We start from the raw sequence: 15,024 nt of genomic DNA on the forward strand, positions 1-15,024 counted from the left end.
GGTGCCCAACGACAACAGGGCAGCCGAGAGTCCGAGCAGCTCGTCGGCGCCCACCGGCACCATCACCCCGGAGTCGCACGCGGAGAGGATGAAGCGGTGCGGGGGCCGGTGGAGCAGCTCGAGGTGGTGCACGGTCAGCGGTCCGTCGGCGAGCGACAGCGAGGAGAACATCGGGCTGTCGGAGCGGAAGTGTCCGTGGGCGGCGACGTGGGCCAGCAGGGCGCCGTCCAGCGCGGCGAGCGTGGCGTCGACCGTGGCGTCGGCTCCACGAAGGAGCGTCGCTCCCGGGTTCTCGGCGGCAAGCACGTCGATCTCCGCACCGTCGGAGGGAAGCCCCGGCCCCCCGACGAGCACCAGCCCGGTGTGTCCAGCCGGGTCGCGCTGTCCGGCCCGCACCCAGGTGGCGGCGCTCGGGGCCACGCTGAGGGGTCGTCGAGCCAGGCTCGGCAGCAGCCCCCACGGCGTGGCGTGGAGGTGCGCGGGAGGTGAGACCACCACGGGACCTTCCCCCAGCGCGTCGGCGGCCGGGCCGAGCAGGGTGCGCTCGAGGCGTGCGCCGAGGCCGACGAGGTCGCTTGGACGTCCGCGAGCGGACTGGCGGAGCACGAACCGAGCCGCTCGGACGGCGTCGGTCGCCTCGGCCACCGGGCCCACGACGAAGCCACGGACGCGTCCGGCGCGCGCGACCAACGCGCGTACGGTCCCGTCGACGACCACGAGCTCCACGAGCGTGGTGCAGCCGTCGGGGCCATCGCGGAGCGCGTCGAGCACCTCGGGCACGCCCGGCCGCGGTGTCGGCGGTGTCGGCGGGCGGCGTCCGGCCAGGCTGTGGCGCTGGGCACGCACCCGGCGTTCCAGCTCTCGGCGTTCACGGGCGATCTCGGTCGGGTCGTCGCCGTCGCGCAAAGCCTCGTCCAGGGACCGCTGGGCGGCGCGCACCGCGTCGAGACCATCGACCTCGTCGTCGCCGGGACGCACGGGCGCCTGCGCCAGTGCGGTGGCCCGCCACCGCTCGCTCCAGGCGAGCAGCCGTCGCGGCCCACCGGTGGCGGCGGCATGACGTACGGCCAGGTCGGCCAGCTCGCTGCCGTGCTGGGTCGAGAGGGCGCGCAGCTCGGTGCTGCCGAGTCGCGCTCGATGCTCGTCGAGAGCCGCGAGGCCCCGCTCGACCGCGGAGAGCACGCCGCGGGAGGACCCCGTGAGGCTCCGTAGTCGGGCCAGGGCCAACCACCCGGTGGCGGCCAGCACGGCCGAGGGATGGCGGCGATAGCGAGCCGCTGCCAGGTAGTGCGCCTGGGCGTCCTGATGGTCCGTGGCGAGGTCGCCGGCAAGGAGGAGGGCGAGGGCGGCCTCGTCGGCCCCTGACTCCACGAGCTCTGCGGCGACCCGGGAGGAGAGCTGCGACAAGCGTGCTCCGCGCCCTCCGGCTGCACAGGCGACCTGCACCAGCAGGAGGTCGCTGAGCAGTCGCCACCACGGCCGGTGCTGCCGGGTGAACGCCGTGCGTGCCGTGCGGGCCCGCCGGGTGGTCAAGTCGAGGTCACCCACCGCGAAGGCGGCGGTGGCGCAGATCAGGAGGAGGTGGGCGCGCTCGACGGCGACGAGCGGCTGGTCGCGCAAGCAATCCTCGGCCACCTCGAGCGCGTCGTCGTTGAGGCCGGCCATCAGCAGCAGCTGACAGCGGTCGTGCACGAAGTTCGCCGGACTCACGCCGGTGCCCGCAAAGCCTTTGGCGGCCTCGTCGAACTGTGTCAGGGCCAGCGGCAGGTCACCGCGCAGGAACGAGATGGCGCCCAGCGTGTGCAACGCATCGATCTGCTCGAGGTGCTGGTCGAGCCGGGCGAAGAGCTGCTGAGCCGCGGCGGCGTCCTGCTGGGCGCGCATCAACGACCCGCGTGCCTGGTGGATCCGCGCCCGGTTGGCCAGGGTGCGCGCCTCCCAGAGCTCGTCGCCGTGCTTGCGGAACGTGACCACGGCGTCCTGGAGGTCGTCCAACGCCTCGACGTGCCAGCCGAGGGAGAAGCGCGAGTGGGCACGGCGAAGCAGGACTCGCGCACGCAGCAGACCTGCGGCCTGCTGCTCGGCCAGGTCGAGCTGCGTGAGACCGGCGACGCTGCGGCCCGATGCGACCAGGGTCGCTCCCAGGGTGGCGCGCACGTCGGTGATGCGGGCGTCGTCCCGTGACTTCACGGCGTACGACAGCGCGACTCGCAGCTCGCTCAGGGCCGTGTCGGTGTCGCCGCGATCGCGGTGCACGATGCCGGCCGCCTGGTGGGCGTAGCTCGCCGTCCCGGTGTCGGGGGAGCCGGCGATCAGGTGACTCGAGCGCCGCAAGGCGTCGTCCGGCCGGGACAGCGCGAGCGCCAGAAGTGCCTCGCCGACCTGTGCCGCCGCTGTCGGTCCCACCGACGACCCCTTACATCACCTCGGCTGGGTCGTTAGCCTAGCCGGGTTCATGGGGATCGACCGAGGAGACTTCATGGAGACATCCCACGGAAACAAGCCCCGTCGCCCGCGCCGAGGTGGCAAGGGCGAGAACGCGCCGCTGAGCCCTGAGCAGAAACGGGAGCGGGTGCGCGCCCAGGTCAAGATCATCCGCTCGGAGATGGGGCGCGACAACGTCGGTGTGGCTCTGCCGCCGGACAGCGACGACGTCGCTGACTACCTCTACCTCTACCGCCGAGGCGCGATCCTGGTGCGTGACGAGGATGTCGTGCGCGTCACGGCTGCGCTCGACCAGCAGGCTCGCGTGCTCGACAGCCTGGTCGGTGGGGTGACCCTGCTCGAGGTCCTCACCGGCGAGGAGGTGCCGTTGGTGCTCGAGCGGCTCGACGCCGCCCTGGGCGCCGGCGTGGCGACCCCCGACCACGTGCTCTACGTGTGTGCCGTGGGCGGCGGTCGCTGCTGCCCGGCGACCGAGCCGGATGAGCCACCGAGTCATAAGCCGGTGCCGGCGGTCTCGAAGGAGAAGGACGCCGGCCGCGGGGTGCTGGTGTCGGTGGTAGACACGGGGTGGTGGCCGGACGCAGCCACGAGCCGGGTGTCGCCCTGGTTGAAGGGTGTCACCGGTGATGCGGAGACGATCGACCCCACCGCGATCCATCCCTACGCCGGGCACGGCACGTTCATCGCCGGTGTGGTGCGCTGCGTGGCCCCCGCGACGGAGGTGCGTGTCGAGGGGTTCCTGACGCACGGCGGGGCGGCGTTCGAGGGAAACATGGTCGTCCAGCTCGTCGAGACGATGGCGCTGGGTCCCGACATCATCAACCTGTCGGCGGGCACGGTGACCCGTGGCCACGCCGCGTCGCTGGCCTTCCAGGTGTTCTACGAGAAGTACCTCAGCCAGGTCAAGAACACCGTGCTCGTCGCTGCCGCCGGCAACGACAGCACCCGGGCGCCCTTCTGGCCCGCCGCATTCCCCTGGGCCGTCTCGGTGGGGGCCACCGACGCCTCCGGCGCGCGATCCGACTACTCCAACCACGGCAGCTGGGTCGACGTCAGCGCCCAGGGGAGTGGCCTGGTCAACGCCTTCCCGGTCGGGACCTACACCTGCTCGGAGCCGCCGCACGCCGGCGACGTACGCCACTTCAAGGGCATGGCCCAGTGGAGCGGCACGTCGTTCTCGACCCCGGTCGTCGTGGGCCTGATCGCGGCACGGATGGGCGAGACGGGGCTCAGCGCACGCCATGCTGCGGAGCAGGTGCTGGCCGAGTCGCGAGCGCACGCCGTCCCGGGGGTCGGTCCGTTCCTGTCGCTGCCGTGAGCAGCCGCTGGGTGTGCGGCCTGACTCAGAGGTCGAGCCAGGTCGTGCTCTCGACGCGTTCGCCGAGCTGGACCCGCAGCCGGTAGGGCCCGTCGGCGGAGAGCGGGAGCACGAAGAAGCCGGTCTCGTCGGCATGCACCGTGAGCACGTCGCCTGCGCGGGTCACCAGGGTGACGCGGCACTTCGCGGCCGGCACGACCTGACCCATCAGCTCGCCGGTGTCGCGCTCGACCTCGAGCGAGAAGTCGGCACCCTGAAAGCCCACGACGGTGGCTCCCTCGACGGAGCCGCGCACCAGCACCTCGTCCTGGAGCCGTGAGTCGAAGGTGAGCTGCATCAGGTCCTCGTCGATGGTGCGCCAGGCGAACGCCGCGCGGGCGGCAGCGCGCGAGGTGTCGCTGACCTCGGCGACCTCCTGCTGTGCTGCGGCGAGGAGTGCCATCAGCTGGTCGTCGTCCTGGGGGGTGCTCATGAGGTGCTCCGATGATCGGACGTGGTCGTGGCGGGGGAGTCGAGCAGCTTCAGGGCCGGCGTGTGCCTGAGCTGCTCAAGCGCGCGGGCCCTCGTGGGCCCGATGCTGCCGACGGGGATGCCGAGCAGGGCGCTGATCTGCTGGTAGGGGATCGGCGGATCGTGGAGCAGGAGGAGCAACAGCTCGCGACGTGCCTCCGGGAGTGAGGCCAAGCCGTCGCGCAGGGCGTGGAGCAGCTCTGCGGACAGCAGACCGGCATCCAGGTCCTGCGGCACCGAGCCTCCGAACGCGTCATCGGCGGTCTCGAGGACCCGTGACTCCTGGGGGTCCGAGGGGCTGGTGCGCCGGGATCGATCGAGGGTGCGCAAGCACTCGCGGCGGGTCGTGGTGGCGATCCACCCCGGGAGCGCTGCCGGCTCGCGGAGGTCGTCGAGATGCTCGACGAGCCTGAGCCAGACGGTCTGGTTGACGTCCTCGGCGTCGGCACCGTGCAGGCGGTGCCGTGAGATCACGGACCCGACGAGCGGAAGGAACCGTTCGACGACGTCGTCCCAGGCCGACTGGTCGCCGCTCCTGGCGCGGTGGACGAGGTGCTCCAGCGTCGGTGTCTCGATCTCGTGGCCCTCGCGCTTCTCTGTCGGCGAGCTCCAGTCCACACCCAGGGCAGGGTGCGGCGCAATCGTTTCCGAGGCGTGGCACACGAGCGTGGTGCGGTGCACGGTGAGTCTCCCTTCGGTGCGACGTCGAGAACAGGTCACGTGGCGGCCCCCGACCCGGGTCCGGTGGCAGGGGAGCACCGGGTCGGGCGGCCGCGACGGTGTGACGGCTTCTCAGTCGAAGCGCAGGACGCTCATGGTGGCGTCGTCGAGCCAGCCGCTGAGGGTGCTGTCGCTGGCGCCGTCGTGCAGGTTGGCTTGCACGCGGAGCTGGTGCTTGCCCTTGCCGACGCGCACGCAGAACTGAGCCGAGTTGCTCTGCCACAGGTCGGTGCTGGTGAACGCGTAGACGTCGCCGGCAGCGGTGTAGGGCTGGATCGGGGTGCCGTCGAGGTGGGTCTCGATGCCCATCCAGTCGGAGCTGCTGTTGGCACCGTTGAGCTGCGACTCGGCCGAGAAGGTGACGAGGAAGGCGTCGGTTCCCCTGCGCGGGCCCCTGAACGTCACGACCATCCCGGGCACCTGCTGGTCAGCGGAGTCGACTCCCGTCTCGCTGAAGGTGAACGGCGTGGAGTTGATGCGGGTCTTCAGGTTGATGTGACGGCCGCCGTCACATCGAGTGACGCCCTCGGCAGCCCTGGCTGCGACGCTCTCGCCGCGTCCCTGCGGGTTTCCGGTGCCGTCGTTGGCGACGGCGGCCGCGCCCACCGCGAAAAGGCCGCTGGCGACGGCGGCGGCTGCGACCACGTTGTTGGCTCGATTCTGCATGATGGTTCCTCACCTCGGTGCGCACCCGGTGGCACGCGATCACCAAGGAAGAGCCGTCGCAGGTTCAGTTGATACCGATGACGCCAGATTCTTTTTCGACACCGTTGTAGCTCATCGTGGCATCGCCGATAAGTGACATTATGTCAGGTAGTGAACAGGTGGACCGCTCTCAGGACGACATCTGGCCGAGCCGAGCGACGACGGCGTCCAGCCACCGCCCCACCGACTGGCGCGCCTGCTCGGTGTCGGGATGACGACACCGCAGGTGCAGGCCGGACTCGTTCAGGACGAACCACAGCATCACGCCGTCGGTCTCGATCACCGAGCCGACGAACTGCGGCGCCAGCGCCGGATCAGTGGCGACCGGCAGTCGTCCCAGGTCCAGCCACGAGATGGCGAACATGCCCGGCGCCGCTGGCATCCCGCCGTACGGCGCCAGCACGTCGGCCAACGGCCACGACCCGAGTGACATCGCCTCCTTGACCGCCCCCGCGCACGCAGCCGGCTCGGGGTCGTCGGACTCCAGCACGGCGTTGGTGATGAACCACCCCACCGAGTCGTGCCAGCCCTCGTCGTGACGACTGTGCACCGGGAACACCGCCCGCAGCGGCTGATCTGCGAGCTCGGCCGTCACCTCGGTCATCGCGGCCACCACCATCGGCAGCAGTCGCACCCCGTGATCGCGGCCGGTTGCCACCAACCGAGCGACCTGACGCGAGTCGAGGACGTCGCGCACCTCCACGACCTCGGGGCGCAGCACCGACACGTCGCCGAGCGGCAGCGGGAAGCAGGGCATGACTCCCCCGGACGCCTCGAGAACCTCGGCCCAGCGCCGTCGTACGTCATCAGGTGCCGGCGGACGCGCGGCGAGTGCTGCCGTGTGCTCCTCGAAGCCACGGCTCGCCGGCGGACGAGCGCCGGGCGTCGGGTCCGCCAGCTCGGCGAGCAGGTCGCGTACGAGCAGGAGCAACGACCACATGTCGACATGTGCGTGGTCGGAGCCGATCACCACGGCTGGGCGGTCGTCGTCGGGCTCCACGACGCAGAGCCGGTGCGACGGCGAGGCGTACGGCGTGCACGTCGCGTCGAGGACCTCGCGCAGCACGTCGCGGGTCAGCCGCCCTGCAGCGACCTCGTGCTCGGTCCACTCCCCTGCGCCCACCTCGACGTCGTGAAGAGTCAGCTCGCCGTCGGGTGTGGTGGTGAAGACGCTGTGCAGAGTGCCATGCCGACGCACGACAGCGAGCCACGCTTCAGCGAGCCGCTCGAGGGTTGTCGGACTCGGGAGTCGCAACGCGATGCCCATCCACGACCCGGGGCGTTCGCCGAGTGCGACGTGGCGCTCCTGGTCGAACGAGATCGGCAGCTCGCCTCGGACCTCCTCAACGCGGACGCCATAGCTGTGGAGCCGTCCGTGCGGCAAGCCCATCCGGGCGACGTTGGTCAGCCGCATCGCCGTATCCTAGGGCGCTCGTCCACCTGTCTCCGGAGTCCCCCGTGTCTTCACTCAGCGTTCCCGGTGCCGTCATCGACTTCGACCTGCGTGGGCAGGACGCCACGGGACCCGCTGTCGTGCAGCTGCACGGACTGACCTCGAGCCGGGCCCGCGACCGCACGCTCGGCCTCGACCTGGGTCGAGGTCTGGCGATGGACGGCACCCGAGACGGTGCCCCGCGAGTGCTGAGGTACGACGCCCGCGGACACGGGTTGTCGTCAGGCCGTCTGGTCGCCGACGACTACCGGTGGGACCGCTTGGCCGACGACCTGCTGCTCCTCCTCGACCACGTCTTCCCGGGCGAGTCGGTGCACGGTGTCGGTCCGTCCATGGGCACCGGCACGTTGCTCCACGCTGCGACCGTCGCGCCCGCCCGCTTCGACGGACTGACCCTGGTGGTTCCCCCGACGGCCTGGGAGACCCGACGTCAGCAGGCGTCCACCTACGAGGCCGGAGCCAGATTGATCGAGGACCACGGGATCGCGGCGTTCGTCGCGCTCGGAGATGCCGCTCTCCCGCCGCCGGCCGCGGCCGGCGCGCCGCGGACCGTGCCCGACGTCGCCGAGGCGTTGCTGCCCACCGTGTTGCGCGGCGCTGCGACGGCAGATTTTCCTGAGCGTGCAGCGATCGCCGCCCTGTCGGTGCCGACCTTGGTGCTCGCGTGGACCGACGACCCGTCGCACCCCCTCAGCACCGCCGAGGAGCTGCACGCTCTGCTGCCGTGCAGTGAGCTGGTGGTCGCGGCGACCTCGGACGAGATCGAGGAGTGGCCCGAGCTGCTGGCCGCCCACGTCACACCGGGCGCGTCCTGACCAGCACCCCGATCTTGTCGATCCGGTTCTCGGGGTTGTCGAACTCGTCGGACCAGTAGTTGCCCTCGGCGTGATCCTCCTGCGTGCGACACGTGGAGAGAGTGATCATCGCCCGGGTCGGCTCGACCCCGGGCTTGCCCGGCACGGCCGCGCGCTGCTCGCGCAGCGAGGCGGGCTCGCGGAACGACGTGATGCGCGTACGACGTACCTCGTAGACGTAGCGGACACCGCTTGCCCGGACGATGATCCGGTCGCCGCGGTCGAGGTCGGGCAGGAACTCGAAGATGCGCGTCGAGGACGTCCGGTGGCCGGTGACCTGGTAGTTGTCCACTCCCCCGGGTCCCGTGCCGCCCTCGCGCCCGGTCGGGCTCGACCCTCGATCTGGACGCGTTTGCCGTTCAGCGCGAGCATCCGGCGGGACGGAGACGTAGCAGGCACCGGACGATCCTCACGGCGTTGCGGAGACGAGCATTGGTCCGTCAACTACGAGAATCGGCGCGGCTACGGGCCGGAACAAGCTTTGTCAGACGATTCCGAGGAACGGGCGTCCGAGACTCAGAGACCGGAGAAGTAACGGTCGCTGGACGAGACGAGCATCTCGGCCAACGTCGTGCCGTCGTACTCCATCGCGTAGGCCCAGGCGACCGGAGCCGTGACGCGACCGACCGCGAGACGGTCGACGGCGTCCCAGACGAGGCGCTCGGGCACGCCGTGGGCGCGGAGCAGCAGCTCGATGTCGTCGGTGGTCGCCATGCCGGGGGCACGGGCGACCTGACGGAGACGACGAGCGTCTCGGCCGAGGGTGAGGCTGAGCTGGGTACGCAAAGCGACAAGTCGAAGAATCATGGGGGGATCTCCTGGAACTGGCGGGGGTCCTGACAGTCTCTCACTTCCGAGGTCCCAACGAGCACCGATTGCCGAATCTTTACTCCGAGGCCCGGCCCCCTGGGGTACGGCCGCTCGCGCCCGGCACAGCCAACTCCCCTACGATCAGCGCCATGTTGAAGCGAATGAGCGGCTCCGTGGCTGCACTCTCCCTGGTGCTCGTGGCGGCCGCTTGCAGTTGCGACACCGACACCGCTGCCGCTCCTGGGTCGGACGGCGAGAGCCGCACCCACGCCCCCCAGCCGGTCGATGCGAACGGCGCTCCTTGCTCGTACGCCGACGCCCAGGCAGCCGAGACCGAGGTCGAGGCGCCCGCCGAGAACGCGGCCTACGACGGCAGCGTGGAGGCCACGCTGGAGACCAACCAGGGCGACGTCGAGGTCACCCTGGACGCCGCGTCCGCCCCGTGCACGGTCAACTCCTTCACCTCGCTGGCCAGCCAGGCCTACTACGACAACACCCCGTGCCACCGGCTGACGACGGCCGGCATCTTCGTGCTCCAGTGCGGCGACCCGGGCGGCAGCGGCGTCGGTGGCCCCGGCTACACCTACGCCGACGAGCTCAGCGGCGCCGAGACCTACCCCGCGGGCACGCTCGCCATGGCGAACGCGGGCCCCAACACCAACGGCTCGCAGTTCTTCCTGGTCTACGACGACTCTCCGCTGCCGGCGGCCTACACCGTGTTCGGCGAGGTGAGCCCCGACGGGCTCGAGGTGCTGCGCAGCATCGCCGAGGCGGGAACCGAGGACGAGAGCGGCGACGGCGCCCCGGCCCAGGCGGTCGACCTCGGCTTCGTCGAAATCGGTGACTCCACGCCTGGCGACCCCGCGCAGCCGACGTCCCCGGCGACCGAGGCCACCTGCACCTACAACGCCGACGGCTCCGGATCGGCCGACGTGCCGCCGTCCGAGCCGAGCGAGACCGAGTCCGTGGACGTCTCGATCAAGACGACGGTAGGCGCGATCCCGATCACCCTCGACGCCTCCACTGCCCCGTGCACCGTCAACTCGTTCCTCTCCCTCGCCGACCAGGAGTACTTCTCCGACACGACCTGCCACCGACTGACGACGACCGGCATCTTCGTGCTCCAGTGCGGTGACCCGACGGCCACTGGCGCGGGTGGCCCGGGCTACTCGTTCGCCGACGAGCTCGAGGGCACCGAGTCCTACGACAAGGGCACCTTGGCGATGGCGAACGCCGGGCCCAACACCAACGGCTCGCAGTTCTTCATGGTCTACGACGACTCGCCGCTGCCGGCGTCGTACACGGTCTTCGGCTCCATCTCCCCCGCCGGGCTCAAGGTGTTGTCGAAGGTTGCCAAGGCCGGAGTCAAGGGCGGCGGCGGCGACGGCACCCCCAAGACGACGGTGCGGATCAGCGCGGTCAACGTCGGCTGACCCGCTCCAGCCCTAGCCAGTCGGCCAGCGCCGAAATCTCGGCGTCGACCGCGGCTGCCGTGCTCCGGTCGAACGGCGCGTCCTCGTGCACGGCGTTGATCACCAGGGCGCCCTCGGTCCGGTCCGCCCGGGCGTCGAGCTTGCCCACGAGGCGGTCCCCCACCAGGATCGGCATGGCCCAGTAGCCCCACCGCCGCTGGGAGGCGGGCTTGTACATCTCGAGGGCGTAGTCGAACTCGAAGAGCGTCTCCATCCTCAGGCGATCGCGGATCAGCAGGTCGAGTGGTGACAGCAGCGCGGTCCGTCCGACGAAGGGCGACGCCAGCGCGTCGAGCTGCGCGGGATCGACGCTCCACCTGCCCGGGACGCCGTCGACGACCGCCGGCTCACCGACGGGGTGCGCGCGATCGGGGCGGGTGAGCCCGAGCGCGGCGTGCAGTCGCACGGCCCGCTCGCGAGCCGCCTCCGCGGCCGGCACGACCGGGTCGTCCGGATAGATGCGGGTGGCGAGGTCCCAGAGCTTGTCGCGCCCCGACCATCCTGCGGCGGCGACCTCACCCCGGGCGACCAGGAAGTCGAGCATCCGGCGCAGGTTCTTGTGGTGGGTCCAGCCCGTCGAGCGCCACGGCACCTCGCAGGTGTCGGGAAGCTCGCGCAGGGGCAGCGGACCGTCCTGTCGCAGGGCCTCGATGACGTCGCGGCGGCACGCGTCGTTGGCCTCCACCCAGGCCTCGGCCTCGATCTGCCAGGCGGTCAGGTCGGTGCCGAGCCCGTCACCGGGCCAGGCCTCCATCTCGGCGCGATAGAGGCTCACGTCCTCGCGGGGTCGGGCGCGTTGCCGCACCTCGATGAGTCGCTGCTCGTCCAGGGCGTCGCGCAGGTGCTCAGGTCGGTAGCGAGCACCCAGTCGACTCCACGCGACGACGTCGGCGCTCGGGGCCACTGCGGCCGTCGGGTCCAGCTGCAGCAGGGTCAGGTGACGTACGACGTCCAGCAGGTCGGTGGGACGGTCGACGTCGAGCAGCTGGGCGCGCACCATGATGCGCCGCGCGTCGGCGCGGCTGAGCCGGTGCGGCCCGGCACCCATCAGCTGGTGCCCCACCCGAAGCGTACGCCGCTGAGCTCTTCCGACCTGGCCCACAGCGCTCCCGCGAGCTCGGCATCGAGGGCAGCGCGACTACGGCCGACCCCGGTGGGCCTCCCCCGCGTCTCGCGGAGGCGGTCCGGGCCGAGGTAGGTGTTGCCGGGGACGTCCCGGGTGGCGGCGTGCAGGGTGGGCAGCGCTCCCTGCGCCGGGGTCATGCCGACGAGCCCGTGACCCCACCCGCCGACGGCGGTGGCCCAGCGGTTGCCGGTGTGACCGGTGATGCCGGTGGCGGTGCTGCCCGGATGGGCGCCGGTCGCGCGGAGGGTCGAGCCCGCCGCGGTGAGCCGACGCTGGAGCTCGGCGAGGAAGAGCAGGTTCGCGAGCTTCGACTGGGCGTAGGCCGCGAAGCCGGAGTAGCTGCGGCGCGTCCAGTCGAGGTCGTCGAGGTCGAGGTCGCCCTTGCGGTGAGCGATCGAGCTGACCACGACGACCCGGTCTCGCAGGCGCGGGAGAAGCAGGTTCGTGAGGGCGAAGTGGCCGAGGTGGTTGGTCGCGAACTGCAGCTCGATGCCGTCGGCGCTGCGGGTGAACGGCATTCCCATGACGCCCGCGTTGTTGACCAGCACGTCGACGTCGCCGACCTGGTGGGCGAACGTCCGGACGGAGGCGAGGTCGGAGAGATCGAGCGCCGCGACCTCGACATCTCCGACCAGGGTGCGAGCAGCCTCGGCGCCGCGCTCGATGCTGCGGCAGGCCAGCACGACCGTGGCCCCGGCTGCGGCGAGGGCACGAGCGGTCTCGAGGCCGACCCCGGAGTTGGCACCCGTGACGACGAAACGTCGTCCGTCCTGTCGCGGGGTGAGGTCCGCGGTGGCAGTCATGGCGCCCACCCTGTCAGGTCGTCGACACTCCCGGGGAAGGCGCCGACTTGAATGAGTACGCCATGTCAGTCACGGTGGAGTGGTCCTGAACTTCAACCGGAAGGCGAGCCATGCTCACCCTCACCGAGAACGCCAGCACGATCGTCCGCGAGATCACCACCCAGCCCGGTCTCCCCGAGACCGCCGGACTTCGCATCACCGCTGACGGCGACCAGTCGTCGTTCGCCATCGCTGCCGCCGACGGCGGCGAGCCGGCCGACCAGGTCGTCGAGCAGGCCGGAGCCACGGTCTACCTCGACGAGCAGGCGGCCGTCGTCCTCGACGACAAGATCCTCGACGCGGCTGTCGACGACAGCGGCCAGGTCGAGTTCGCCCTCGCCGTCGCGCCCTGAGCGAGACCGCAGACGCTTCACACGGAGCCCCGCCCCTCATCGAGGGGCCGGGGCTCCGCGGCATTTGGGCGGGTTTCGCAGGCCTGGCAGGATCGATCGAATGACCACCACTCGCGAGATCCACCTCGCCTCCCGCCCCCACGGCACCCCTGTTCCCGAGAACTTCCGCACCGTCGAGACCACGCTCCCCGCGCTGGAGTCCGACCAGGTCCTGGTGCGCAACACCGTCCTGTCCGTCGACCCCTACATGCGCGGTCGGATGAACGACGTGAAGTCCTACGTGCCGCCGTTCCAGGTCGACGCGCCGCTCGACGGCGGTTGCGTCGGAGTCGTCGAGGAGTCGACGTCCGAGAGCGTGGCGGTCGGCACCCACGTGATGCACGGACTCGGCTGGCGCGAGCACGCCGTACTGCCCGCCAGCGCGGTGCGCCCGATCGACACGTCGGTCGCGCCCGCTTCGGCCTACCTGGGCGCTCTCGGGATGCCCGGGATGACGGCGTACGCCGGTCTGACCGCGGTCGCCGGCCTCAAGGAGGGCGAGACCGTCTTCATCTCGGGTGCTGCTGGAGCCGTCGGCTCGATCGCCGGCCAGATCGCCCGCAAGCTCGGCGCCGGCAAGGTCATCGGCTCGGCCGGATCGGCCGAGAAGGTGTCCTGGCTGACCGACGAGCTCGGCTTCGACGCCGCCTTCGACTACAAGGCCGGACCGGTGGCCAAGCAGCTGGCCGAGCACGCCCCGATTGACGTCTACTTCGACAACGTCGGTGGTGAGCACCTCGAGGCCGCGATCTTCCACATGGCCGACTTCGGGCGGCTCGCGCTCTGTGGCGCCATCTCGGCCTACAACGCCACCGAGGTGCCGCCGGGCCCGCGCAACCTGATGATGGCGATCTCCAAGCGCCTCACGCTGCGCGGATTCATCGTCAGTGACCACAGCGACATCACCAGCGAGTTCTACAAGACCGTCGGACCGTGGATCGCCTCCGGCGAGATCGTCACCCGGGAGACCTTCGTGGACGGCCTCGACCAGACCGTCGAGGCCTTCCTCGGTCTCGGCACGGGAGCCAACCTCGGCAAGATGCTCGTTCGCCTCTGAGCTCGAGCGCGCAGCAGAACCAGGTCAGCTGCGTCCCCAGACGTCGTACGGCCGGGGCCCGGGGCGAAAGCCACAGGCCTCGGCGAGCTGGACGGCGTCTCTGAAGCCACGCGCGACGTCGTTCGGCTCGTGGGCGTCGCTGCCGAACGTGACGGCAGCACCGCCCTCCTCGCGCCACCAACGCAGCAACAGTGCGTGGAAGGGCACGACGGTGTTGATCTCGAGCACACGACCGCTCGAGGCAGTGACGCCGAGCGTGTGACGGAACTCTGCCTCGAACTCGCTCGGCTCGAAGGGGCCGCGTACCTGCGGCCAGGAACGCACCGGGTAGTCGACGTGAGCCAGGACCTCGAACACGTCGGTGCCGCTCACGAGGGCGGCGACCTCGGCCAGGTAGCTGCGCAGCACCTCCCCCGGCGCGCGGTGCGTGTACAGCCCGGGCGGCTCGGCGTAGCCATCGGCGTGCGGGAGCGTGTGGAGCGAACCCAGGACACGGTCGGAGTCGCCGGCGCCCAGCAGCGCGGCCACCTGCTCGACGTGCCGATGCGGCTCCCCGAGCTCGAGTCCACTGAGGATCCGGAGCTGCGGAAACCTCTCACGACAGTCGGCAACGGCTGCCAGGTAGCCGGTGGCGTCGAAGGCGGGCGGGGTGACGGTGCCGTCCGACTCCCGGAGCTGGAGCAGGAAGTGATCGGGGTCCAGGCCCTCGCGACTCACCTGCAGGACCGTGTGGTCGACGTGCTCGGTGAAGGCGACGGCTGGGAGACCGACCTCGATCGCCCGGGCACAGGTCGCGAGCATGTCGCCGTTCGGCGCATCCCAGGAGAACTGGGTGTGCACGTGGCTGTCGGCTGGCAGGGACACAGTTGCAGCCTAGGTGTGCTTGCGGTCAGACCGGGATGAGGTTGCACGAGATGCTGCACCGGGTTAGGTCGGGTACGGCACACGAACGAGCACAGCAGGCAAGGCCCTAGCCGTGTGCCCATGCAGTACAGCTGGGCTTCATCAAGGAGGCATCCGGTAAAGCGCTTAAGCATTTCCCCGCAGAACGGCCTGCGGACCCGGTGGCGCTGAATCAATGTTCGGCTGTTCGTATCCCTACGATGACCCGCGTGTAGCCGAAGCATAGAGCCACACACGACCGCACCGCCAGGGGTCCGGGGCGGCGGGCGGCGGTGTTTCGCTCCCCCAACCGCGCTCCTACGTCGCGCGCTCGGGGCCCCATTTTGACGACATCACAAACATTATAGATTTTAGTGGTTTAGAAAGGGTAAACACCCCTACGAATATTGATTTCGCAAATGAAAGCGTTTCGGGAAA

General features: G+C 70.6%; 14 protein-coding genes and 1 pseudogene. 5 read left to right on the forward strand and 10 right to left on the reverse strand.

Annotated elements, in window-relative coordinates; genetic code table 11:
* The coding region (locus VOI19_RS02680) for a CHAT domain-containing protein (protein ID WP_323791412.1) at positions 1-2,406 on the reverse strand (2,406 nt) is incomplete at its 3' end.
* Positions 2,407-2,479: 73 nt separating this feature from the next.
* Here VOI19_RS02680 and VOI19_RS02685 point away from each other — a divergent pair.
* Entirely contained in the window at positions 2,480-3,763 is a 1,284-nt protein-coding gene (locus VOI19_RS02685; RefSeq protein WP_323791413.1) for a S8 family peptidase, read from the forward strand.
* Between the two features lie 25 nt (positions 3,764-3,788).
* On the opposite strand, the gene VOI19_RS02690 is transcribed toward VOI19_RS02685, so the two are convergent.
* The 4 genes from VOI19_RS02690 to VOI19_RS02705 all read right to left on the reverse strand — a co-directional run bounded on the left by VOI19_RS02690 (position 3,789) and on the right by VOI19_RS02705 (position 7,112).
* Entirely contained in the window at positions 3,789-4,235 is a 447-nt protein-coding gene (locus VOI19_RS02690) for a hypothetical protein (RefSeq protein ID WP_323791414.1), read from the reverse strand.
* Positions 4,232-4,891, reverse strand: coding sequence for a sigma-70 family RNA polymerase sigma factor (locus tag VOI19_RS02695; RefSeq protein ID WP_323791415.1), 660 nt, complete (start codon positions 4,889-4,891; stop codon positions 4,232-4,234). Before VOI19_RS02695 ends, VOI19_RS02690 begins: the two co-directional genes overlap by 4 nt.
* A gap of 174 nt (positions 4,892-5,065) precedes the next feature.
* Positions 5,066-5,659, reverse strand: coding sequence for a hypothetical protein (locus VOI19_RS02700; RefSeq protein ID WP_323791416.1), 594 nt, complete (start codon positions 5,657-5,659; stop codon positions 5,066-5,068).
* Positions 5,660-5,828: 169 nt separating this feature from the next.
* Positions 5,829-7,112 (reverse strand): peptide synthetase, encoded by a 1,284-nt coding sequence (locus VOI19_RS02705; RefSeq protein ID WP_323791417.1) that lies wholly within the window; start codon positions 7,110-7,112, stop codon positions 5,829-5,831.
* A gap of 44 nt (positions 7,113-7,156) precedes the next feature.
* Between VOI19_RS02705 and VOI19_RS02710 the strand changes: the two genes are divergently transcribed.
* Positions 7,157-7,966: an alpha/beta fold hydrolase gene (locus tag VOI19_RS02710; RefSeq protein WP_323791418.1), complete on the forward strand. Its 810-nt coding sequence runs from the start codon at positions 7,157-7,159 to the stop codon at positions 7,964-7,966.
* Here VOI19_RS02710 and VOI19_RS02715 read toward each other — a convergent pair.
* Positions 7,947-8,300, reverse strand: a pseudogene (locus VOI19_RS02715) (sortase domain-bontaining protein); the annotation flags it as partial. The gene VOI19_RS02710 and the pseudogene VOI19_RS02715 overlap by 20 nt on opposite strands.
* 221 nt (positions 8,301-8,521) lie before the next feature.
* Entirely contained in the window at positions 8,522-8,791 is a 270-nt protein-coding gene (locus VOI19_RS02720) for a hypothetical protein (protein ID WP_323791420.1), read from the reverse strand.
* Positions 8,792-8,964: 173 nt separating this feature from the next.
* Between VOI19_RS02720 and VOI19_RS02725 the strand changes: the two genes are divergently transcribed.
* The gene (locus VOI19_RS02725; RefSeq protein ID WP_323791421.1) at positions 8,965-10,248 is read left to right on the forward strand and encodes a peptidylprolyl isomerase; all 1,284 of its coding nucleotides are present in this window, start codon (positions 8,965-8,967) and stop codon (positions 10,246-10,248) included.
* Here VOI19_RS02725 and VOI19_RS02730 read toward each other — a convergent pair.
* Together VOI19_RS02730 and VOI19_RS02735 are read right to left on the reverse strand one after the other, a co-directional pair.
* Positions 10,235-11,350 carry a DNA glycosylase AlkZ-like family protein gene (locus tag VOI19_RS02730; RefSeq protein WP_323791422.1) on the reverse strand — a complete coding sequence of 372 codons (1,116 nt, stop codon included), beginning with the start codon at positions 11,348-11,350 and terminating at the stop codon, positions 10,235-10,237. The genes VOI19_RS02725 and VOI19_RS02730 overlap by 14 nt on opposite strands.
* Positions 11,335-12,216, reverse strand: coding sequence for an oxidoreductase (locus tag VOI19_RS02735; protein ID WP_323791423.1), 882 nt, complete (start codon positions 12,214-12,216; stop codon positions 11,335-11,337). Before VOI19_RS02735 ends, VOI19_RS02730 begins: the two co-directional genes overlap by 16 nt.
* A 110-nt stretch (positions 12,217-12,326) precedes the next feature.
* Between VOI19_RS02735 and VOI19_RS02740 the strand changes: the two genes are divergently transcribed.
* Both VOI19_RS02740 and VOI19_RS02745 read left to right on the forward strand, forming a co-directional pair.
* On the forward strand, positions 12,327-12,608 hold the full coding sequence (locus VOI19_RS02740) for a Fe-S cluster assembly protein HesB (protein ID WP_323791424.1): 282 nt from the start codon (positions 12,327-12,329) through the stop codon (positions 12,606-12,608).
* 100 nt (positions 12,609-12,708) lie between these two features.
* Positions 12,709-13,704 carry an NADP-dependent oxidoreductase gene (locus VOI19_RS02745; protein WP_323791425.1) on the forward strand — a complete coding sequence of 332 codons (996 nt, stop codon included), beginning with the start codon at positions 12,709-12,711 and terminating at the stop codon, positions 13,702-13,704.
* 24 nt (positions 13,705-13,728) lie between these two features.
* Here the strand turns inward: VOI19_RS02745 and VOI19_RS02750 are convergent, their stop codons facing one another.
* Positions 13,729-14,568, reverse strand: a complete 840-nt coding sequence (locus VOI19_RS02750; protein WP_323791426.1) for a PHP domain-containing protein — start codon at positions 14,566-14,568, stop codon at positions 13,729-13,731.
* Positions 14,569-15,024 lie beyond the last annotated feature (456 nt).

The organism is Nocardioides sp., from assembly GCF_034670285.1.
Taxonomy (GTDB): domain Bacteria; phylum Actinomycetota; class Actinomycetes; order Propionibacteriales; family Nocardioidaceae; genus Nocardioides.